At 51.2% G+C, this 24,745-nt stretch carries 10 protein-coding genes; 1 reads left to right on the forward strand and 9 read right to left on the reverse strand.

What is annotated here, in order from left to right:
• Positions 1-3,662 (forward strand): T9SS type A sorting domain-containing protein (locus PLF13_01360; GenBank protein ID HOP05916.1); only part of this gene is annotated, 3,662 nt, incomplete at its 5' end.
• 61 nt (positions 3,663-3,723) lie between these two features.
• Here PLF13_01360 and PLF13_01365 read toward each other — a convergent pair.
• The 9 genes from PLF13_01365 to PLF13_01405 all read right to left on the reverse strand — a co-directional run bounded on the left by PLF13_01365 (position 3,724) and on the right by PLF13_01405 (position 24,688).
• Complete coding sequence (locus PLF13_01365; protein HOP05917.1) at positions 3,724-4,011, reverse strand: Smr/MutS family protein; 288 nt, start codon at positions 4,009-4,011, stop codon at positions 3,724-3,726.
• Between the two features lie 40 nt (positions 4,012-4,051).
• The gene (locus PLF13_01370; GenBank protein ID HOP05918.1) at positions 4,052-8,437 is read right to left on the reverse strand and encodes a PAS domain S-box protein; all 4,386 of its coding nucleotides are present in this window, start codon (positions 8,435-8,437) and stop codon (positions 4,052-4,054) included.
• 470 nt (positions 8,438-8,907) lie between these two features.
• Positions 8,908-11,475, reverse strand: a complete 2,568-nt coding sequence (locus PLF13_01375) for a formate dehydrogenase subunit gamma (protein ID HOP05919.1) — start codon at positions 11,473-11,475, stop codon at positions 8,908-8,910.
• Between the two features lie 380 nt (positions 11,476-11,855).
• Entirely contained in the window at positions 11,856-14,081 is a 2,226-nt protein-coding gene (locus PLF13_01380) for a GSU2204 family CXXCH-containing (seleno)protein (GenBank protein ID HOP05920.1), read from the reverse strand.
• Between the two features lie 10 nt (positions 14,082-14,091).
• Positions 14,092-15,045 (reverse strand): DmsE family decaheme c-type cytochrome, encoded by a 954-nt coding sequence (locus tag PLF13_01385; GenBank protein ID HOP05921.1) that lies wholly within the window; start codon positions 15,043-15,045, stop codon positions 14,092-14,094.
• Positions 15,046-15,162: 117 nt separating this feature from the next.
• The gene (locus tag PLF13_01390) at positions 15,163-15,726 is read right to left on the reverse strand and encodes a TetR/AcrR family transcriptional regulator (GenBank protein ID HOP05922.1); all 564 of its coding nucleotides are present in this window, start codon (positions 15,724-15,726) and stop codon (positions 15,163-15,165) included.
• 207 nt (positions 15,727-15,933) lie between these two features.
• Positions 15,934-18,480, reverse strand: coding sequence for a hypothetical protein (locus PLF13_01395; protein ID HOP05923.1), 2,547 nt, complete (start codon positions 18,478-18,480; stop codon positions 15,934-15,936).
• A gap of 200 nt (positions 18,481-18,680) precedes the next feature.
• The gene (locus PLF13_01400; GenBank protein ID HOP05924.1) at positions 18,681-21,260 is read right to left on the reverse strand and encodes a hypothetical protein; all 2,580 of its coding nucleotides are present in this window, start codon (positions 21,258-21,260) and stop codon (positions 18,681-18,683) included.
• Between the two features lie 482 nt (positions 21,261-21,742).
• Positions 21,743-24,688, reverse strand: a complete 2,946-nt coding sequence (locus PLF13_01405; GenBank protein HOP05925.1) for an agmatine deiminase family protein — start codon at positions 24,686-24,688, stop codon at positions 21,743-21,745.
• Between the last annotated feature and the right edge of the window lie 57 nt (positions 24,689-24,745).

Consider the following 24,745-nt stretch of genomic DNA (forward strand, 5'->3'; position numbering starts at 1 on the left):
GGAGCCGTCTCTCCGGCAACGGAACGGTCGGTTCGAATGGTCTCTGGTCATTCACACCGACAAGTTCGGGTACTTACCAGGTATGTGCCGCCGTGGCTGATCCATGCGGCGCCGCCGATACGGTCTGCATGACCTACAACATCGAGCTTAACAGCACTCCGATCGTGACGCTCGGTAACGATACCTCGATCTTCATCTGCAGCGGTGCTTCTATCTGTCTCGATTACAACGTGACCGACGCCAACGACAACGTCGTTGACGAGGTTCTGCATCAGGGAACCGGCACCCTCGATACCGTTCTAAACCAGCTTTGCTTCACCCCGACCACTTCCGGTAATTACGAGTTCGTGGTGATGGTGGCCGATGACTGCGGCGCGACCGACACCGACACCATCGCGGTTTCCGTTTCCATCGGGACAGCCGTCACCGTCGAGTGTGCCGCCGACACCAGCGTCTTCTTCTGCGGTCCGACGACCTTCTGTCGCCCGGTGACCGTATCCAACGCCGGAGCCACGGTAACGGTGCTGCCGGTCGGCAGTTACTCCGGTGGACAGGTTTGTTTCGACGTTGACACTGCCGGACATTACGAACTGACGGTGATTGCCGAATCCGCCTGCGGTGGTGATACCTGTGGTTTTGCTGTGGATGTTACCCTTAACCTGCCACCGGTTGCCGTTAACCCGGAACCGATCGATACCAGTCTCTGTGATCCAACCGATATTCATTGTCCGTTCCATGCCGACGATCCGGAAGGCGAGGCGCTTGTCTGGAGCCGTCTCTCCGGCAATGGAACGGTCGGTTCGGACGGTCTCTGGTCGTTCACGCCGACGGGGTCGGGGACTTATCAGGTATGTGCGGTAGTGACCGATCCTTGTGGCGCGGCCGACACGGTTTGCCATACGGTTGATGTCACGCTTAATAGTCCTCCAACGGTGGCTTTCAACGCCAAGCAATCGCTGTTCAAGTGCACCGGTGAGGAAACCTGCATCACCTACACTGCCACCGATCCGGATAACGATATCATAAGTGAAGTAATGATCGAAGGCTCCGGTGTTCTTGATACTGTCGCCAACTCGATCTGCTTCGAAGCCGATACCACGGGAACCTATCGATTCATCATCGAGGTAACCGATGCCTGTGGCGCCTTCGACCGTGACACGGCTGTCTACGAAATAGAAATCAACCAGCCGCCGGTAGTCAATCTGGGGCAGGATCGTTCGTTGTTCCTGTGTGAAATCGAAGCGGTTTGTTGGCCGGCGACGGTTACCGATCCGGACAATAACATAGAATCCATTCAGATACTGCAGGGTCCCGGTACATACGAGAGCGGCCAGTTCTGCTTCACGCCGGATACCGCCGGGACTTATACTTTCATTATGCGTGTGGTCGACGAATGCGGCGCGGAAGATTTGGACACGGCGTTGGTCGAGATCAGTCTCAACTCACCGCCAACATGTCAGCTTCCGGCTGACACCGCACTGTTCCAGTGCAGCCCGACGCAGGTTAGCTTACCGGTCTCCGCGACCGACGTCGACCAAAACTTCGACCATTGTGAACTCCTCGCCGGCCCCGGCTCGATCAGCGGCGGCGCCTGGACGTATACACCGTCCACGACCGAGGCGTTCTGGGTCAAGGTAATGTGCCTCGATGAATGCGGTGAAAGCTGCATTGACTCGTTCCATGTCTCCTTCAGGATTAACTCCGCTCCGGCGGTCGATGCCGGTGATGATGCTGTTTACTTCCTCTGCAACTCCGACTCGGTAATTTGCTGGCCGGCCTCGGCGATCGATATCGACAACAATATCGAGACGGTCGAATTGATCTCGTCCTTCGGTTATTACTCCGCCGGACAGATCTGCTTCGATGTACCGTCCGGAGCTCGCAATTATCAGTTCATCCTTAAAGCCACCGATGAATGCGGCGCCGTCGGACTCGACACCTGCATCGTGACGATCGAGTATAACCAGGCACCGACCATGAATCTGCCGCCTGATTTCGTCGCCTATCTCGATTACGCCGGCGAGGCTTGTTTCTCAGTTGGTGTGAATGACGCCAACGGCAACCTTGCAGGAGTCGAGATAAACCCGATCGGTATTTACAATCCGTCTCAAGATCAGGTCTGCTTTGACGCCGACAGTTCCGGTGTCTATAACTTCGAATTGATCGCATACGATGACTGTGGCGCCGAGCGAGTCGACTCCATCAGTATCGAAGTAGTTCTCGACGAATGCACTCACGTGCAGATTCAGAAAACCGAGGATGCCATTCAGGGACAGGTTGACAGTGTCAGTGTGTACCTCAACGGCACCGGTAAGGATCTCGGCGGCTTCGATTTGCTTATCGCGTATGATGCCTCAGCCCTCGGAGTCAACGCGGTGAAACCGGGTGAGCTGTTCGAGAACTGCGGTTGGGAGTATTTCAACTACCGCACCGGCGCCGACGGAAACTGCGGCAGTGGATGCCCATCCGGTCTGCTTCGGATAGTCGGCATTGCCGAGACCAATAACGGCGCCAACCATCCCGGCTGTTTCTTCAACGGTATGTTAGGGTCATTGGCCGATATATTCTTCCTCGTCTCGAACGATCGTACGCTGGAATGTCAGTACGCACCGGTCAGGTTCTTCTGGCTCGATTGCGGCGACAACTCGTTCTCTTCGAGATTTGGCGATACTCTCTGGATATCTCGACGGGTTTACGATCTCGAACATAATCCGATACAGGATTGGACGTACGGCTTCCCGGGTTATTACGGGGCACACGACTCCTGTATGGCCGGCGGCGGTGACGGTAAACCGGCAGCGTTGCGTTGCATCGATTTCACCAACGGTGGTATCGACATTATCTGCGCCGACTCTATCGACGGCCGCGGTGATATCAACCTCAATGAGGTAGCTTATGAAATCGCCGACGCGGTCTTATTCTCGAATTATTTCGTACAGGGGCTGGATGTCTTTACAGTCAACATAGACGGTCAAATCGCGGCAACCGATGTCAATGCCGACGGTCTGACTCTGACGGTGGCTGACCTTGTGTATTTGATCCGTGTGGTTATTGGCGATGCGCCGGCAGTCTCGAAACTGCGGCCGGGCGAACTTGTCGAGGCGGAGTTTGACCTCAGAGGGGGGCTGCTGTCCATCGCCAACACCGATTACCGCATCGGAGCTGTGAGTTTGATCGTGGAAGGGGAAGTCGTTCCCGAACTGGCCGAAAACGCTTCACACATGTCGATGCGCTACAGCTACGACGGAAACAATACCCGCGTCCTTGTCTACTCCATGAACCGCGACGGTTTCCTGGAAACGGGCGACCTGTTGGATTTCGGCGGCTCCGCAGTGATCTCCGAAATACAGGTGGGAGCTTTCGACGGCTTCGTAATGCAACCCAAAACCAATGCGTTGCCGACCGACTACCACCTGTCTCAGAACTATCCTAACCCGTTCAACCCGAGCACCACTTTCGAGTTCGCGTTGCGCGAGGCGACTGACTGGAACCTTGAGGTGTTCAACATCCTCGGCCAGAAAGTAACCTCATGGTCGGGACACAACGAAGCCGGTTGGGTTCGCGTTACCTGGAACGCCGACCACCAGGCTTCGGGAGTCTACTTCTATAAACTCGAAGCAGGTGATTTCACGGCGACCAAGAAGATGGTTCTGCTGAAATAAAATTCACATTGCGGAGAATGAATGGAGTGATGGCGCGTCGATCCTTCGGACCGGCGCGCTTTCATTTGGAGTCAGTTTCGGGGTGTCGAAGATCGACCACCGTCGCTCCCCAGGCTCCCGCAGCGGATTCATGACGATAACTCAGAACATCGGGATGACGCGAGAGAACACCTCTTACGATTTCACGCTGTACCCCGATTCCTTTACCATGAACGACACGCAACCGATATATCTTTCGAGCCAGACATTCGCGAATGTATTCGAGCAATACTTCACGCGTTTCCTTCGGGGAAAACTGGTGTAAATCAAGCTCACCGTCAATCGGGTATTCGTGCGGAGAGTTATCCATGGAGGTATGATAATCGGAAGCCGATAGCAGCGCAAGCCCGTCAGCCGGAGCAAGATTCCTCTTGCGAGGCTCGTACTTCCAGCAGATTCATGAGATCGCTCAGCGACGGCACTTCGGGAAAACGAGCCCGAGCGGTTTCGAACAGATTATCCAATTCGTAGTCGAGTCCCCCGCAATTCACCAGAACATAGGGAACATTTATGCAGCGACACGACTCGGCCATTCTGATCAATTCCATCTTTCCCGCATAACGAGCATCACATATTACCAGATCAGGAAGATTCGAATTATCTTCTCGTTCAACCGGGACTTCAAGTGACAGCTCAGCGCCGGCAGCCGCCGCTTCGTCACGATATTTCGACAGCACACTGTTATTGAGACTGATACAGACAATCCGACAGCGCCGATCACCGGTCACCGATATTCCTCCCTTATCACACAACTGCTGCAGCGGCAGCGATAGAGTGAATGTAGTACCTTTATCGATAACCGATTCTACCGTCAACTCGCCACCGTGCTCACGGGCAATGTTGCGGCAAATGGCCAGTCCCATGCCGACACCATGCTGCTCATCCTTACCCCATACTCCCTTGGTCGAGAAGAACGGATCGAATACCCGGGCCAGATTTTCACGAGGAATACCGGCGCCGGTATCTGCAACCTTGACATAAGCGTGGGAATCATCAGCCGTCAGAGCTACCGAAACGACTCCGGCTCCTTTTATGGCTTGTTGAGCGTTGATCAACAGGTTAATAAGCAGTTGTTGAATTTTCGCGGCTGTCACATCAACCGGCGGGACATCTTCCAGCGCCATGTGGAGAGTCACCGAACGAACCTGCATCTCCTTTTTGACCAGGCGCAGGGTATTCAGGATCAAGTCCTTGAGATTCTCCGGGCGGGCATTATGGGCGCTGACGCGTGAATAGGATAAGAGCGACAGAGTCAGATCGTTTGCTTTTTCACCGATATCCACGATCTGATCGAGTGTTTCACAAGCCATATTCAGATCGCCGCTTTCTTCGAGATTCTCACGGGCAAACGAAGCATTACCGATAATACCGGCCAGGTAATTACGGAATTCGTGAGCCACTCCGGCGGCCAGCATACCCACGGCGGAGAGCTTTTCTACTTCGGTCAACTTCTGCTGAGTCCGCATTTCACGGGTCATATCTTCACCGACAGTCAAACAACCGATGAGTTCGTCATTATCATCGATGATCGGAGAAACAGTCAAGCGTTTCCAGAACTCGTCTCCATCCTTTCGATGACAGGATACGCTTCCACTCCACGTCTGGCGAGCACCGACAGCCTCCCACATTTTATTGTACAATTCTTTTTCACGAGCAGGTTTACCCAGCATCTCGCACTGATGACCAACCAGTTCATCGCTCGTAAACCCCGTTACCTTACAATACTCAGGATTGACGAATGCAACAGAACCGTCGATATCGACGATCGAAATCATGGTAGCGGACTGCTCAACAGCCGTTGAAAGACGGATTAACTGCTTCATGTTATCGACTCGTTCGGTAATATCGAGCAATGTCACGAAAGTAGCGCACTTGCCGCCGAACTCGATCGATTTACAATGCTGTTCAACCCAATGAATTCCACTATTGCCGGCGTTCACCCGGTAAGTTGCCTGAGAGGCCGCCAGGTTCCTGTCAAGCATATCCTGTCGGCTGTGTCTGCGCGCGACGACAACATCCGAGGGATGTACCGACTTGAGCAGGTTACTGAACTCATATCCGACCAGTTTGCGCTGATCCGCATTAAATATCTTCGCCGTGGCCTCATTCGCGTAACGAATCAGATCATCCTGAAGAATGAGAATTCCCATGAATGACTGCTCCGACAGCAACCGGAATTTTTCTTCGCTTTCACGCAGAGCCTGAAGTGTCTTCCGCTGATCCGTGATATCGGTCAGAAACGTTAAAGTCGCCGGAGCGCCGTCCCATTCTATCAGACAACTTGACGAAGAATACCAGATAATGCTGCCGTCGCGTCTTACAATTCTAATCTCACCCACATCCGCATTGGCCAGCTTGCGTTTATACCGTTGCATATTATATGCAAGTACCCGGTCGTGATCCTCGGTCGTAAGGAACTCGGTGAAACGATGACCGATCACTTCATTGGCAGTATATCCCGAGGTCTTCTCCATGATTGGATTAACAAACCGAACCATATCCTGCTGGGTAACGACAATACCCTCGGTTGCATTCTCAACGAGACGACGATAACGTTCTTCGCTTTCAAGGCGAGAATACTCCGCTCGCTTTCTCTCACTCACATCCCAGATGTAGGCACGGGATCCAGTAATTTTATCGTCGTGGCGCAGTTCCGTTACCGAGGTTTCGAGATATATGGTAGATCCGTCTTTTCTCAGTCCGCGGAATTCATAGCGCGTTACCGGTTCGAGATCATTATAGCGATCGCTATGAATCCGCATGACCTTGTCGCGGTCATCGGGAAGAATAATATCGAAAACCTTCATCCGGCTCAATTCACTCAAACTGTAGCCAAGTAGTTCGGAGAATTTATGATTCAAGAAGGTGAAATTACCTTCGACATCATCCTCGACAATCGCGATTTGAGCGTGCTCAACCAGTTCACGATACTTCCGCTCTGATTCTCGCCAATCCTGTTCGGCCTGACGCTGGGGTGTGATATCTTCCAGAACACCGTCAAAATGAATGATTTCACCCCGAGAATTGGTCGTTGCCTGAACGCTGGATGTTGCCCAGAACGTCGAACCGTCCTTACGTTTGAGCTGAATCTGGTGTTTTAATCGAGAGTTTTCAAATCGCAGGGATCGAGTCGCTTCGACTCGCACCTTCGGATCACAATAAAGATCACCGGCCAATATCTCCAGCACTTCCTGTTCGGAATTATATCCAAACATCTTCACGGCCGCAGGATTGGCCGAGAGAAACCTGCCGGAAGGAAGGGTTCTGAACAAACCAAGTGGAATTGATTCCCATAAAGTGCGGTATTTATCCTCGGAACAATGCATAGCCTGCTCCGCCCGATGGCGCTCCGTGGCATCGATGGTCAGAATAACTACCCGATCCACCTTTCCTTCGGCATCAGTGATGGCCTGGAAATACTGACTTACCCAGCGGACTCCCTTCTTGCGCCTGCTTTCGATTTGTATCTCAGGAATGACCAGACGGCCTCCTTCATGATATACTCGAGTCACCGCTTCACGATAAGTCCCGAGGTAGCTATCGCGGTTATCCAGTTCCAACTTGTCTCGCTTACGATGAAGATAGTCGTCCAGATCATTTTCCCAGATATCCCATATCTTCAGCCATGCATCGTTGTAAAGAAGGAGATTCCCGTTTCTGTCGCGAACGGAAATCCCAATCGGTGAATGTTCGATTACAGCCCGGGTAAACGCTTCAGCATCTTGTAAAAGACGTCGGTTACGCTCACTCTGGAGTGTCTTCTCGCGTGCATCTGATGACGTTCTTCCAACGATCAAACCGGCAGTACAAAGTAAAAGCAAATGGAAATGTATATCACCGGGGGTGCTCCAGAAATTATCGACGATAATCTCCTGCCTTGAGGCAAGTGGTAAAAACAGCGTAAGCAGTACCGTCCAAATCGAGGAAGCGATAGCTATTGTCACCCCGAAATAGAGCGCTGCAGCAATGATGAAAACTCCATAAATAAGCGACTGCGCCTGGATCGGTATAATCATCGACAGAGCTGCCACACCGCCAAAAATAAACAACACTGCCAGATGATGTCCTTCGGACTGGAACTCGGACGGTAAAAGACCGGGGGACGTATCGGATGGTTCTCCCGGACAAAGACCACGAGCCATAAGACGACCGCTGAAATAGATCAGCATCGGGATGGTGACGACATAAGACCCAAGAACACCCGCGGTCCAATAGTCAGTTACGACAGACCAGAAACGTTCCGGTGCAATCTCTCCCGGTAACGATAGTGTGATCACACGAAGAACAGCGCCGATGAACAACGGAATTAAATCGGCCGCCAGGAGAAATCTGGTTATTGATCGAAGATCGGATAAACGGAAATCGCCTCGGAGAAATAAACCAAACAGAACATACGCCAGCATAGGAACGGTCACATCGGTCAAACCGGCAACCAAGGCAACATGCCAGGGCATCCCCAAAACCACAGCGCCGGCGACTGAACCGATAAAACAACCCGGGAGAATTCTGAATCCCCACCAGAATACCAATGCGGTAGAAACTAAGAACGGCAAATACCAACCAAACAACATCGGATTCGACTGCAAGAGATACGAACCGATCACCAAGGAGAAAGTGATCGGAAAGGAGATGAACCAGGTCCATAACGGCAGACGATGACCGCCATGAGTATCCTTTCGAGCCTCAGGGCCGGTGGTAGTGCTTGTATCCAACTTGTCGAATTCAGGTTGTAACATAAAATTTGTTTACCGCATTCTCCTGTCTCTGAATTATCGGCATTCTGTGCAATTAATTGACAGAACGCCATGAGCATGCGAGTGTCAAAGCAGACGATAAAACTCAACAGACACAGCGATTTACAGATAAGTACAACACAAAATTCGAGGCCACCCTAAAACTGCCGTTACGCATCTCACCTTGTGAATGCCCATCACACGACAACTCGAAATCGATCCGACTATATATAGCTATGAGGTGTCACATACGATGAGCTAACAGAATTCTAAGGAGAGAATTAAGATGATGCGTTTCAAAAGGAAACATCACAGCAAAACATACCAATGATCCCATCGTGAAGGATCACATTATCCCGGAAACGAGCAGAACCTGAAAACCACCGGCAATATAGCAATAATGCCAAATAAAACGGGGTCATCGTATAACGATGGCCCCGTTGCCGGCGGTTCATAAGGTTATTGATCTCACCTTACCGATCTTGCTCCTCATCGTCATCGACGTGATTTCCGTCATCGGAGTCATCCTTTTCATTCTCCTCGGACGTTTCATCGAGTTCGTCAATTTCACCGTCATGAACCAGCTTATCGTACCATTGACGATGATGATGGCGCGCCCACTCACGCGTGACATAACCGTCAACCAGAATCCGCCAGGTGCCGGGATTGGCTACGGTGCCAAGGTAGGCGTGCGACAAAACACCGGCAATCAGAATGAATCCGATCAGATTGTGAATCGTTGACGTGAGGCAAATAACCGATAACGGGAAGGCATCCTTGAAAATCAATATGATACCGGTAACAGCCATAATGCCGCCGAACAGGAGAGTATACCAGTAAAACGCCTTCTGCCCGGCATTGAAGCGACCGGCAGGAACATCACCTTTATAACCGAGATAGCCGCCAATCCGCTTAACCCAGTCACGATCGTACGATGCGAACAGGGCATCCTTGAACCACAGTACCGCTCCGATGGCCGTGGTAACGATGAATACGATGCCGGAGATGATATGAACCCAAAGCATCTCCTGCGGTGATCTGAAAAATAACTCCTGCCATAAAATCAGGTTTTGTGCCAGAATAATCCCGGTGCCTCCGAGGATAATAAAAGCGATCAGACGGAAATTGTGCACAGCCTGTTCGGTGGTGGTGAAGCGGCGTACCTCACCGCTGTTCGGCACGAACGGAATACGCTTTGGACCGTAGCGATGGTAATGAGCCGTAACGAGAAACACCAAAACGATAATCCCGATACTGACCAGCGGGCTGAGAATCTGCTGGTGGAAAGAATTGACCGCAAACGAAAGCGGATTGCAACCGAACCGACGCCCGTTGTTGATCGTAACCGGAAGACCGTCGGCGGCATACATGTCGATCACTCGTTTCCCCTTGAAAAACGAGGCTTTGGCGTCATGGCAATCGAGACATCCGTTGGCGCCGAAGGCCTCACGAGCCGGGGCAACGTTATGACTGATCGAGAAGTCGACACTGGAGGGAACCGAATCAAGCAGGATCTCAGCCTGTCCATTCTCACCCAGATGCCAGGCCTTGTTTCCCTTAATCAGAACCGGATGAATCTGATCCAGACGAGCGTTGCCGACAAGAGATTCGGCCATTGTTTTCAAACCTGCCGTAATTTCTTCGGGGCGGTTAATCTCCGGTTCGCCGTCGTTGTTGTCATCGGTTATGACGTCTGTCATCATTTTCCACCCCTTTTCCTGCTCACGCAGGAAGAGCGGATAAAGCACAGAGTCGGCGGTCATATTGGCCCACCAGACTCCCTGGACACTGTTCAGCGGATAAAGCTCTTTATTATGACGACGCTCATAGGTAGGTGACCAATCACCACGATCTCCAATTGATCTTACCGAATCGGGTTTGACATATAACACCTGCTCTCCGGAGGTCACATCGAATCCGACTGCCGCAGCCCGACCGAGGCTGGGGATATGACATCCTTCACATGAAATTTTTTCGAGATGTGAGGGACGGATCGAGGAATGTCTTGGCACACTGGCGCCTAAAAAACCGGTATAATGGCATTCCTTGCAATCTTTGATGTTGTTGTCCAGAGCATCGGCTACCGTTGAAGAGTTGGCGTCACCTTTGGCGAACTGGTGGTCGGGCCCGGCCGGATGACAACCGATACAGGTTACTCCCTGCTGATTGTGTACATCGGGATTGTAAATATCATTCCAGGTAAAACCACGCTTGCTCACGGCCGAAGCCCCATGACAAAAAACGCAGTTATCAGACGGAGGCGGTCCGGACATATCAAGGGTGATGGTTCCATCATCGTTGAAAAAACGCTTGTTATAAGTCACCCTGGGCTCACGACCGCTTTTTACGGAGCCGCTGACAAAACCGATCATCGTTCCGGCGGTAGCGGCCCAGCGATAGTTTCCCTGCTTCAACTGCGTTACCCGTTCGTCAAAATTGTATCCCTTGAAATGGCAAACGAAACAGTCCGCCTCGACCACACCGCTTTTGTCCCAATTGCTGTGGTAATAATCTCCGTCGAGTGAATCACGTAAATCCGGATTTTCAGCGAGGTACTCGTCATAACGATTCCCCTCCCGATCGTATTCGAGACCGCCGCCACCCGGATGACAGGCGCCGCAGGGAAGAACGTTACTCGATGAACTCGAAAAACCGACGAAATCATAAACAGTCAGATCGATATCATCCGAAGACTCGTTGTGTTTGTGGGCTAGTTGACGATAGGCGAACGGATACCATTTCCCCATAAATCCGTTTGACAGACTCCACGGCTGACCGGTTGAATCACCGAAATCATCGGCGATCACATCCCAACCCATCTGAAAATGATAACCTGAGGTTATTTCCTCGTAATCATGACACATGCCGCAGGTCATGGCCGTGCTGAACGGCTGATCGTCATTCTCTCCGTTGATCGGATCGATCACCTCACCGTTGTGGTCCAGCAGGTTGATAGCCGGATGTTGTGCCGACAGGGAACCGGCTGAAAGCAGACAAATTGATACACATAGCCATAGTATAGAACGTGATCGCTTCTGCATGGGATACCTCATTCTATGCTTATGCTCCGAGCCAACCGCCATACGAGGGATTGGCGAAACAATCCAGTTCCTCGCATGGAAACGCTTCCTCTTGATCCTCAGCCCGGCAGCCTCCTTTTTTTCGACTGCCCTTCATGACAGACCTCGTGAGTCAGGCCATGAAAGAGTCTCAGCGGATTCCGGGGATCATCCGCGTGTTAGTAATCGCTCACTAACGTAAGTCCGAGACACTCATATGTCAAGAAGTGTATGCGAAAAAGCCAGACAGCCTTTGGTATTACACAAAGGCAAAACACCATCGGAGACTCCTGTGGATTTCTAGTGCCAAAGGCCGCGCCCGAAGACGCGGCCTTTTGGTCTGGTCAGCATTATGAATCGCGTTAGAAATCGAATCTGAATCCGGTCAGTACCGCCAGGTACGATCCGCTTTCATCGCCGTACACGTAAGCGGCATTGTCTTTCAGGTCGGCGTAGGTCACGTCGACCGTGAAAGTCAAACCGGCTGCCAAAAGGTACTCGAATCCGGCGCCCAGTGTAAGTAACTCGAAATCGAGATCCGAGTATTCATGCATGTGCTCGAAGCCGAAATCCTGATGGTAGAGATCGAACCCTTCACGCGTGGTTATATCGGGCATGATCACTTCATCAAGCGAGGCTTTTGACAGATTGTAATTGATCGATCCGTGCATTTGCAGTTTCTCGATCGGTGCGATGTTGATATTCAGATAGAAATTGTGAGCCTTGTTTTCGTAGTCCACCATGGCATATTCGGAGCCAAAGTGTTTCGGGATGGCATAGTCGGTCCCATCGACACTCACGGTGTCGGTAAAGAGATGGCCCGCTCAGCCATCGAAAAGCGCTACGGCAACAGGCAAACGCGATTTGCTGAAATCGTAGGTATAACCGGCGGTCAGTGAAATTCCGGCGTTGGGCATATAAGTCAACGCGAGATTCGGCTGAATCTTCGAATGCTTCACATCCAACGAATCCAGATCATTATTCTTGTCGAACTGAGCCCGCACACCCAGATTGAGCGTGGTTTTCAAATCCGGCCGCCAGGTCGAACTCCATTCGATCCGGTGTTCATCCGTAGGCAGAGTAGTGATCTCCTGATACCGCAGGTCTTCTCGTTGATAATAGAAAATGAACGCAAAACCGGGCAGCTCACGCCAGATTGACGGCGTTTCCCAGCCCGACTTTTCAAACAGTCCGCGACCGTTAATCCAGGGATCGGAAGTTTTCTCGAACCGATACTTGAGTGTGGTCGAATAGCGCAAGCCCTTACGATAATGCAGCCTGGCCTGGCCGAAGAACTGATTTGAGGTAATACCGTCGTCGAGTTCGGGATAATCATACCGATCAGTCCGTTTCAATCCGGCTAAAATCGAGACGGTGGCCTTCGGATTGACACGAGTGATCAACTCAGCCGATCCCGTGGCAACCATCCGATCCAGGGCTGAATAGCGGATATAATCGAACGATTTCGTCACCCCGGTGCGGCCCTCGCGGAAAGTCGGCAGGTCGATAAACGGATCATCGGACCGCTGCCTGACACCCGAGGCTTTGGTTACCAGCCGCATCTTCGAAGACAACGGCACAGTATAGTTCAAAGCGCCGGTCCAGGCCTTGGCAGCCAGTTCGGTTTTTTTGTTTTCTGTCCGGCTGAAACCGACAGCACTCGAAAACCGTCCGGCGCCAAAATCACCTTTGACGCGAACCTTATGCGACATCTTCTCGATCTCCGGCTCGGTTGAATACACCAGAGTTTCATCGCTATATATCATCCGCGATGAATACTCAGCGCCGGAACTGCCGTTGACCGGATGTTTCGCCGGATCATAGTAAGCCGAGACATCGATCGCCTCCGACCGGAACTTGCGATAGCCGAAGGTATAACCGAAATCTACCCCGGCCGCTTCCGCTTCGATCCCGGCCTCAATCATGTGAGTCTGCTTGTTTACTTGAGCTTCACGCGAAGTCAAATGGCAACTGAAACAGTGATTGCTGGCGATCTTCTGTTCGGATCCCTTCTCCAAAATAGACCGATGAGCCGCCACCAGCCGCACGTTGTTCTTATGCGACAACAGCACCTCGAACTGACTGAGGATCTCATCACGATTGACGAAATAATCAGCCCCCGCATCGGTCAGATCATGGGTCAGGGATTTACCTCCCAGGCTCTGAATCGAATCTCCGGGATTTGACGGATCAGCAACGTAACCGAGAAATTCCCGAGCTTCAATGTTCTCCAAAAGGTCCTGGCCAAGATTCCGAGTGAATGAACGCAACAGAATCCGGGCTTTGAAAACATCAGCTACCGTAGTCGAAAAATTCCCGAACATGTTTTCGCTATCGGTATAGCGACCGTTGAAACGCATGATGCTGTTCGGGCCAATCGACAGGTAGTTGATGCCCAGTTCCGGATCGACATCTTCATTGGCCGGACCGAATTCGAACACCTTCTTGCGGTAGTCCGAAAAATCCGAATAGCCCGCGCCAATCCAGACTTGAGCAGTAGTTGTCGTCTCTTCTTCCGACTGCGCACCGACCAGCGGCGACAGGCATAACAGAAGAGCGATGGTAATCAATATCAATGATTTTCTCATACTCTTCTCCTTACCTGGTCAAAGTGTTGCCGCCGGTTGAGATGGCTTGCGACGGAAGATCGCTGCCGTGGATCTCAGTGTGACATTGAGTGCATTTGGTGGTCATGCCGCGTTTGAAACTGTCGCGGTCGGACACACCCGCTCGTTCCGGAGCCTGCGGTGTACTGAAAGCACCATCGGCGCTCTCCACGGTGGCATGGAAATGCATCGGATGGCAACTTATACACAGAGCCGGCTCGTTTTGTTTGAGCAGGTTGTTGGCCACGGAACCGTGCGGCGTATGGCAGATCATACAATCTTCCATTACCGGAGCATGCTCGTACACGAACGGTCCTTCCTTGTCGGCATGACAAGTGAAACACAATTCGCGCCTGGAGCCGTCCATGGTAAGCGCTACTTCCTCGCCGTGGACACCGTGGCAGTCCTTACAGGACAGCAGACCCGCACCGATCGGGTGTTTCGAAGGCATGTGAGCTGCCGCCCGCACATTGCTGTGACAGGTATAGCATTTCTCCTCGGTCGGAAGTGCCGATTCCGCTGCCGGTTGGTGTACCGTATGACAACCGGCACAGGTAATCCCGGCGTTTTTGTGCGCTGAGAAGGACCAGTCGTCAAAACGATGACCGCGATGACAGCTCAGACAGGTCTGACTGCTTGACAGTTCGTCGCTCCGAGCCGGATTCATGATCAAATCCGGTTCTCCCCCGGACTCGACATGTTCCGTTCCGGAGCCATGACATGACTCGCATGTCCCGCGCCAGGACTCCGCCTGACCCGAGAAATAGTGCCCGTGCGCAGTTGACGAAAACGCCTCAGCCACATCATCATGGCATTCGGCGCAGACATCGTCCGGCACCGCCCAGGTCGCCGGTGCAACAAAAGCCGCAAAAGCGACCAGGGCGCAGACAATTAGGAGTAGTTTAAGCGGTGTTCCTCGTTGTCTGGCTGGTTCGAAACGATTCATAATACCTCCAGATTGTTAGTAAACACTAACTCACCGATTGCGCGTTCAATCGGCGTTGCTTGAACTCATCTCAATTAGTAATGATTAGTAGCCCCACTTCTTATCTTAACTAACCCGTTATGCTTTCAATCCCCTCACATAAATGGGGACGTTATTAGCGATAGCATCCGTGGGTTTGAGCTCTCGCCCCTGGTATCCCTTCCAGACCGTGCATCCCAACGCACAGTCAAAAACTCCCCCGATGAAACAACGCGCTGTGATCTCGTTGTCCTTCTTTATGATTAATCCCTCACTCAGTAACAAATCAAGTTGATTTTTCAGGAACTGCACGTAGGGACCGCGAATCATATTGAACACTTTCTTCGCCTCAGCGTGACCGGTCAGCGTGCAAAACAGCAACAGGCGACAAAGATCTTCATTCTCGCGAAAAACCGCGAGAATGTGTTCGGCTATAGTGGTCAGGAGTTTCTCGAGGTCTCTTTCATTCTTCAGGCATTCAAAAAGCTGATCCGTGTTCAAGCGATGTTGAATGGATTCCAGGACCGCTTCATACAACGATCCCTTGCTCTTGAAATGGCGGTACACAGCCGGTTCAGTAATACCACAGGAAGTAGCCAACTGCTTGACGGTTACCTTATCGTAACCATAGCGGCTAAACAGTTCAGTCGCTTTTTCGACTATTTGCGCCTTGCGTTCGGAAGCTTTCAGATGTAAACCTCAATGCTTTAGTTAGTGCTTACTAACATACCAATTTCACGAACTAAGTCAAGGCTATTTGGCCCGTTGCACCAACCGATTGGTTATTTGTACCTGGCTGTTAAGAAAAAAAGAGACTGCCAAACTATGCTCGGCAGCCTCTTTGAAAGCTATATAATATAGATGCAACGTCTACATTATTACAACCAGTTTACCAATCTGGGTGTCGCGTCCGGGGGCATCCACCGTCCAGTAATAAATCCCCGAAACTACCATCTGTGTGTTCCGCGTGATCATATTCCAGCTTTCATGGGTATCAGCCCCACTGCCGGCAACTTCATCATGCTCGATTTCGCGGACCATGTCGCCGTCGAGTGTAAAAATCCTGATGGTGCACTTCGGCGGCAGATTGGCAAAATGTATTTCCCTGGTACGATCCGGCGGACGGTCGGTGTCGACGCGGCCTTCATAACCGCGATCGCGATAACCGGCATCAATACGATAGGGATTCGGATAGACATACACTTCCAGATTCTGGTTCTGAACATTATCCCAGCTTGCGATCGGATAAACCAACTGAGCATTGTTGGATACTGATGTTTCGAGTGATCCAAGGCCGGTTGCCGGAGAACCATAGTCGAAGGCGGTCACGTTGACATAATACTGAACCGTTGGCAACAGATCGTCGAGAACATACTCATATTCATAGTATTTATAATAACCGTCGTCGGTAGTATCCGCAGCGTTAATTGAATCGAGGTTGGGTTCATCCTGGAAAGGATAGATTTTGTGAATACCGGTGTTCACACCAAGAATTGACGCATTATAATCCTGGGGTTCGAATATGAACACTGACTCCGGATAATCCGGGTGTACGTACGGATGACTGCGAGTATAATCGAGGGGATCGAACTCGGTGTCATTACAGGAACTGCCATAGAGACAACGCAATTGTTCAATAGTGAACGGAGTCTCCTTGAGTTCAAATCCCGGATCCGATCCGGCTGCCACATAAACGAGTTTATTATAGTCCTCATGATCGTACGATTGCATCATGGAGAAGCTGGCGGCACGTTCATCCCGCGCCAGATAAACGCGATAACCCTCGAAATCCATCTCCCGACTGAAGACGTCTCGCGTAGTCTCCGAATAGAAGCCATTCCAACGAATCCTTAGAGATCCTACATCGTCACGTTCAACCCAGAATTCCGGCGCCGGCGGCGGAGATGCCCCTCGGAAATCCGGAATACCGTCTCCTTCATACCAGAAAGTATCACAGACAGTCTCTTCCTGCCCGTTGATCGTTACGGTATTACAGCATTCATGCCACTTGCCGGAGAATGAGTCGCCGTCCGTGTCAACTCCGGGATTATCGTAGACCCAACTGGCCCAGCGTGAGTTGAGGGCAAGATCGCTGAAATCCAGATTCGCATAAAAGGCATCGGGATTGTACGGCAAGTTGTTAAGGGCATTGTTCTCGTCCTGATGAAGATCTTCACCTCCGACGTATGCAAACGAAAGCGGGAGAGTCTGCCCCGGATTGATATCGAACGGACCGAATGAAATAAGATAACGAGTGTCATATCCGTCGGCAAAATCATCCGCCAGATCCTGGTTGGGGTAAAGCCAGAGAGTATCATTTACCTGAATCGAGGCGGTGTAGACCTGGTCGTAGTCAAACTCGCGATTGCGCATGACATAGTATTTTTCTTCATCACCGACCGGAGTACCGAGATTACCGTGACGGAAAGTTCGAAACGGCTCGGCCAGTCGACCGACATTGGCTTTCTCGCGAGGGCCGAAATCCAGTGCGGCCGAAGTATTACCGATCCACCAGTTGAAACTGACATCCAACGACTCAGCCGGGGTACGTACGATTCGTGTCGCTGTCACATTAGGACAGGGCTGCTTCGTGTCGCTCCCTGCCGGCAGGTAGCTGAAGTCACCATCGTTGTCGGCAATGAAAGCGGCGAAAACCGTATCGAGAAAAGTGCAATTGCCGTATTCGGCCGGATACGTCTCCATGAAACCACATATATCGTCCTGTGCGCCGTCAGAGGTTCTCCCTTCAAAAGCGACATCGGCATCAACGTAAATACCCATGTACACATCCTGAAGGTTCGAGGTGCCGATATTGGTAATCTTATAATCGAACAGGACGAAATCTTCGGCATAAGCGTAAGACCAGGCGTAGGTCGCCTGAGTTATCTCGATATCGAGCGGCTGATGCGGCTTGCCGGCAACATCAGTAATCAATCCAACTAACAATGTATCGGAGTAGGTCGCAATATAGTCCTGTTCCGAGATAGCGCCATCATATTCAGGGGCATTGGGATCACGAATAGACCGATATATAATATCCCCAAAGGGAGATTCATCCGGGGCAAATTCAGACTCGACTGAATTCCAGCCGTCGGCTCCTAGCGAAACGAGGGTATCGCGATCAACCACCGCCCCGATCCAGAACGCAGCACCGTAAAGATACGAGATTCTTGAACCTATAGGATACTCACACGACGCTACTTCTTCACCGGTAAAGCAGTCAACTGCCTGTCCTTCCGCGTACTTAATCCCGAACGTCCCGTTGTTGTTCACTCCCAACTCGATTTTGCCGACATTGTGACCGACCAGGCAATAAGCCGGTAATGCGGCTAATCCTCCCGGTTCTTTGCTTTGCTCGGAAACACCCGGAGCAGTTCGGGGAAACGCAACTGTCGCCAACCCTACGACAATGGCCAAACTCCCTGCGCACTCTCTAAAATATCGACTCATTCTCATAAACCACACAACCTCGCTCTAACTTGGCATTTCATTGAAGACGTATAGTCGGCTCGATGTATGCAATATAGATGGGAAAAAACTCTTGTACACAGAGTGTCTCGAAGCTTAAAAAAGGCCGCTTCTTAAATGAGAAGCGGCCTATTATAACCATATTCAGATTACATAATCACAACCAGCTTGCCGATTTGAGTCTCACCGGTCGAAGACTCAACGGTCCAGTAGTAAATACCGGAAACGACCATCTGGGTGTTACGGGTAATCATGTTCCATGACTCATGTGTATCGGTACCGCTACCGGTATCTTCATTATGTTCCAATTCACGCACCAAGTCGCCGTCAAGTGTATAAATACGGATAGTGCACTTGGGCGGCAGATTCGCAAAATGGATTTCCCGGGTACGATCCGGCGGGCGGTCGGTATCGACACGTCCTTCGAAACCACGGTCACGATACCCGGCATCGAGTCGATATGGATTCGGGTATACGTAGACCTCGAGATCATGATTCTGCACATCTTCCCAAGACGGCAACGGAAACACTTCCACCGTCCCGCTGGTGACCGATGTCTCCAGCGACGCCAGCCCTGATTCCGGTGAACCGTAATCGAAAGCTGTGACGTTCACATAATATGGCACGGTCGGGAGCAGATTTTCAATCGTATACTCATACTCGTAGTATTTGAAGTAGCCGTCATCAGTCAGGTAAACAGTATCATTCTCAGGAATCTGATCGTTGAGAATCGAGTCAGGAGTCATACCTTCATCCGGCTTGGGAGCCTTCGGATATAACTTGCAAATATCGGTAGTGACCCCCAGCTCGGAAGCATTGTAGTCCTGCGGTTCAAAGATGAGCATAGAGTCACCCTTCGCATAAGGATGCGAAGTCGTGTAATCTAGAGGATTGAAGTTCTCATCATCACAGCTCTCTCCATACCAACAACGCAGGCTGTCAATAATAAACGGTGCTTCATGAAGTTTGTATTCGCCATCTGATCTGTCATAGACCAGCTTGTTATAGTTTTCCTGGTCGTAGGACTGCATCATACTATAACTTGCGGCTCTTTCATCACGGGACATATAAACGCGATACCCCTCAAAGTCCGCAATGCGGGAGAATACATCTTTCGTAGTCTCCGACAGCAAACCGTTCCAGCGAATGTGAATCGTGCTGATTTCCGGACGGGTCACCCAGAACTCCGGAGCCGGCGGCGGAGAAGCACCCCGGAAATCCGGTACGTTGTCGCCACGAATCCAAATCGTATCGATGACCGCTCCCGTCGAGTCGTATTTCAACAAAGAATCACCGAAATCACCATCACCGTCAGTATCCACTCCCGGATTATCGTAAACCCAACTGGCCCAGCGCGCGTTTAGAGCCAGATCCGAGAAGTCCAGATTGGCATAAAATTGATCAGGATGATCAGGTAAATTCTGTGTAGCGTTACCCTCAACGGTGTGCAATCCTTCACCCGCCACATAGGCAAATGAAATTGGGAGCGTCTGTCCGGCACTAATCTCAAATGGTCCAAATGACAGCAAATAACGGGTGTCGTAACCATCGGCGAAATCTGCCGCCAGATCCTGATTAGGATATTGCCAAAGAGTATCGTTGATCTGGATAGAAGCCGTATAAATCTGATCGTAGTCAAATTCGCGATTCCGCAACTGGTAATACTTATTGGCATCGCCTTCAGGAGTACCTAAGCCACCAGTCCGGAAATCACGCCACTCCTCAGCCCAACGACCTTTTCCCGGTCGTTCACGTGGACCGAAATCCAGTGAGGGGTTTCCGTTGCCGATCCACCAGTTGAAACTGACATCCAACGAGTCTGACGGCGTACGCACGATACGAGTAGCCGTCACATCAGGACAAGGCATCTTTTGACCGGCATCGTTGGTGTAATCGAAATCACCATCGTTGTCGGCAATAAACGCAATAAACACTGTATCCAGATACTCAAGTCCTTCTTGCTCGGTTGGATAAGTCTCAAGGAAACCGCAGATATCATCTTGAGAACCTACAGCGTCACGTCCGTCGAAAGATACATCGGCATCGACATAAATACCCATGTACACATCGGACAGAAGATCAGTCCCGATATTCGAAATTTTGTAATCGAACAGTACAAAATCCTCAGCGTACGAATACGACCAGGCATAAGAGGCCTCGGTCACTTCGATATTCAACGGCATATGGGGCCGACCGAAGAAATCGTTGTCAACACCTTGTGTTAACGTATCCGTATAGACTGAGATGTAATCCTCTTCGGAGATAGCGTCTTCATAAGCATCCGATTCGGGATCAGTAATCGATCGGTAGACCATATAGCCGAACGGCGGTTCATCCGGGTACATTTCGTTGGCGGTTTGCCAACCGTCTGCGCCAACCGACACCAACGTATCCCTACCGACTACAGCACCAATCCAGAATGCGGCACCGAACAGATATGAAATCTGAGAGTTCTTGGGATACTCACATGAGGGGACTTCTTCTCCGGTGAAACAGTCGACCGCCTGACCGACCGTATACTGATTACCGAACGTCCCATTGTTGTTCACGCCCAGTTCGATCTTTCCAACACGGTGCCCTGCCAGACAGTGGGCAGGCGACAGAGACATGTAACCCAGATCGTTCCTGCGTTGATCCGCCTCGAGGCTCATTCGGCCGAACGCATCCGCGGCCAGAACCACTAACATCACTAAAGTGATCAGGATCAGAGTTGTTTTACGATAAAGCATAATCCTCGCGCGCATTTATTAAATGTTCACTATTAGCAAGCCAGACGTGCCATCACGCCACACACCTCTTTAAGCAACCCAATATAAATATACAATTTCCACCCAAAATCAAGTCCCATTTGGGCAAAATGATGCGAACCACGGCCTCTCTGTATCGACATCCGCAGTTTCTCTTTTTTCCGAAAAATCCAACAGCTTCACACCTTAGACGAATCATTTTCAATACCTGTTCAAAGCAGGGTTGGCAAACTTAAAGATTCTTGTGGCCGCCCAACTATCTTACTATATAACAACAACATAGAGGTAGGCAATTTCTTCCGCACCGTATTTCATCGGTGGTCATTGCGCCGGCTGAAGCTAATCCGGTAAGTGTCCGAGAGAGCAATCAGGATATCAGTATCAAGCCCGAGAGACTTAACTCTCGGGCTTGATATTATAGGAATTTCTGGATAGCGTGGTGAATCACACTCAAAACAGCACCGTTACGGACAATTCAGATCAGGTCCGGACTGGAACATATATGTCACCAGGTAAACCAAATCTGCGATATCCGGACCGGCACCGCTGCCGTCGACATCGGTAGTTTCCATGTTGGAAGGCTCTGCTCCTCCCTGGAACATATACGTTACCAAATAGACCAGGTCGGAAATATCCGGTCCCGATCCATTGCCGTCAATATCACCGCAGATCCAGTTGTCCGAAGTTACGGTCAATATCACCGGCAATGATATGTTGCCTTCAACCGGATCGTTTGAAACGATGTTGACCAATCCCTGATAAACACCATCCTCCAATGAGGTCGCATCGTAAAGCACGTCGAATTCAGCGGAGCCCATCGGATCAATCGATCCTCCTGCGGAACTGACCGCAAGCCAGTGCTCGGCGTTGATGTCGATCCGCAGATCGGAATGCATGTAAGCCGCATTGTACACCACGGTGAGACCGTCATCGGCATTCGTGTTTTGAATACCGACTGTCGCAGCTTCCAGACTCAGCGTTCCGGGATCCATATAACCGTATTGGAGCGTAACGACACCGTCCGGATAGAGAATCGCCTCGAACGTCAACGAGCCGGTTCCGGTAGTTCCGGAATACAACAGAATCTGATCAAAGGCGACAATGAACCGTTCCTCAGCGGCATCGAAGTAATAATAGATATTGCCTCCGCGTCGAGGATCCAGGTCGTCCCAGAACATGGCGATCAAACTGCTCATACCGGTTACCGGAAGACTGTTATTCACTCGCGAACTGATCCCTTCGTCAAAAGCGATCATTCCGTTGGAATTGATGTACAACTCGGTATAGACACTGTCATAGAACGGGAAAGCAAATCCTATCGGAATCGCTGCGGTAGCCTCATCGTCACCCAGGGTGACCGCTGTCCCCACCGCCGAGATATCAACCCAATCGTACAACGGACCACCGGTTTCATCGGAATCGATCCAGAAATGTCCATAGCTGTCGGGACCGCCATAGCTGCGTTCGGAAGCAACATAGAGCGGCTCGGGAACGACATCCTTGTCCGAGATCGAAAGCTGCGAACCGATCAGTTGCGGCCGAACAGCACTGACAACATCGACCTTCGATGATCCGCCTACCAGCATTTGACATGAGATTTGATAATCCAAACGACCTGAACCGTTGTTGTTGATCGTCACTCGGTAACTGGAGGTATCTCCCGCTGCAAGGTTTTCGGTAAATTCGGTTTCAACGATGTCGATCTGCGGCGCGTAGATGTGCAACGAAACCGGGATACTGCCTGCGTTGTTGGTCGGATCGTTGGTCACATAATTGATTGCCCCGGCGTGATCCCCGCAAGCCAGAATGGTCGAGTTCAACTCGATCTCGAAATCGACACTGTCACCGGGATAAACCGTCTGTTCGGTTTCATCGACACTTACCCAGGCATCAGCGCTGCTCAATGTCACAGTCAACAAACCCGGTCCGAGATTGCGAATCAGGAGTGTATCCAACGCATCATCGCCCGGCTGAAGACTATCCGCGAATTCGGTTTGCACCATCTGCATCGTGGGAGGCAGATCGATACTGAAACGATGTGCCCAGGGGGCGCCAATGAACGGGTGAGTTTCCACACGGCCGGAATTATCTGCAGCCTGAATGTAATAGGCCACTTCATTGATTCCCGACACCGCCGGGATATAACCCTGATACTCATCACCTCCGGCGCTTGTCAAGGGAGCACTGCTATAAGGACCGTCGTCAATGCTATAGAATATCTTACATGAATCCATGATAAGCCCGGCATCGCTGTGATCGACAATCGTACAAGTAACCAAATAGTCGTTGAGCGTATCGGTCTGATCGGACAACGGGACATGATCGATAAACAGCATGTTCGAGTCCGGCACTCCCATGGTCCGACAATGGATGGCGTCATCATCCAGCCACGAGCCGGTGAAACCGAGAATCTCGTATCCCGGCATAGCTTCTTCGTAAACCGCGAGGGCATCATCGTCGGCGCTGGATCCGAAGATCGGCACGAATACCTTATCGTTAAGAATGATCGAGTTGGTATAGGCCGTACCGGTCGGGCAATAAACACGATAGATCGTGTAGGGTCTCCCCCACGGAGAAATTTGCTGCGACAACCATTCGGCTCGCGCATTCAAAAGACTGTACTGTGACCAGTTCGAGGGTACATCCTTAACCAGAATCGTCGTCGGATTCAGGAACTTGGCCCAACAGTCGATATGGTGAATTCCGCTTGATTCAATGTACTCTAGCACGGTGTAATCGTTGCCGAGATAAGCCAGCATGAGCGAGTCGATTTCATTGTGGGTCCACTCCGTGTTTTCATCCCAGACCAATCGAGTTGACATCGACATCCCGAGACCATCGGACATGTGATTACCGCCCGGTGTAGAAAGGTCGAGGCCGTAGACATTCAGCCCCCATAAGTCGCCGATCACTCCCGGAATCAAATCATCGTACGGTCGCGGACGATTGTAGACCGGGTCCACGATCCCCATATCGCCGTTTTCTTCGAAAATGAACCAGGGACCATAGTCGCGAGTCCAGATGGAATTGGTGGGAGCGATTACCCAATCGACATGAGACATATTCACACCGTAGGCGTTGTAGTTGGTCGTCACGGTCGATTGCTCCGAGGTGCTGGCGACGATTGTCGTAACCATCAGGTCCTCGGACAGCTCCGCAATTATGGAATAAGAAATACCGAACGGATAACGAATGATCACACCCTGCATCGGTTCCCATTCGGAGGGGTTGCGCACTTTGCCGGTCGGCGGCGCGGTACTAATATGGTACTTGCCTATTTCATCCAACCGTGTCATTTCTTCCTCGGTTAATCCGATCGGCAATAACTTCTGATTGTCGGCCAAAGCTGCCGCCGCAACCAGGGTAATCAGGAAAGCGCCAAGGGTAAGCAAGAATAGTCGTGTTGTCATCGTCCCACCGTTTCTGGTATCAATCCGTGGGAGTGGTTATGAACAACTCCCATTTTT

It is taken from the genome of Candidatus Zixiibacteriota bacterium (assembly GCA_035380245.1).
Lineage (GTDB): Bacteria > Zixibacteria > MSB-5A5 > GN15 > FEB-12 > DAOSXA01.

Coding starts and splice junctions, on each gene's coding strand:
- PLF13_01365 (HOP05917.1), bottom strand. CDS start 4,011: ATGGATAACTCTCCGCACGAATACCCGATTGACGGTGAGCTTGATTTA.
- PLF13_01370 (HOP05918.1), bottom strand. CDS start 8,437: ATGTTACAACCTGAATTCGACAAGTTGGATACAAGCACTACCACCGGC.
- PLF13_01375 (HOP05919.1), bottom strand. CDS start 11,475: ATGCAGAAGCGATCACGTTCTATACTATGGCTATGTGTATCAATTTGT.
- PLF13_01385 (HOP05921.1), bottom strand. CDS start 15,045: ATGAATCGTTTCGAACCAGCCAGACAACGAGGAACACCGCTTAAACTA.
- PLF13_01400 (HOP05924.1), bottom strand. CDS start 21,260: ATGCTTTATCGTAAAACAACTCTGATCCTGATCACTTTAGTGATGTTA.
- PLF13_01405 (HOP05925.1), bottom strand. CDS start 24,688: ATGACAACACGACTATTCTTGCTTACCCTTGGCGCTTTCCTGATTACC.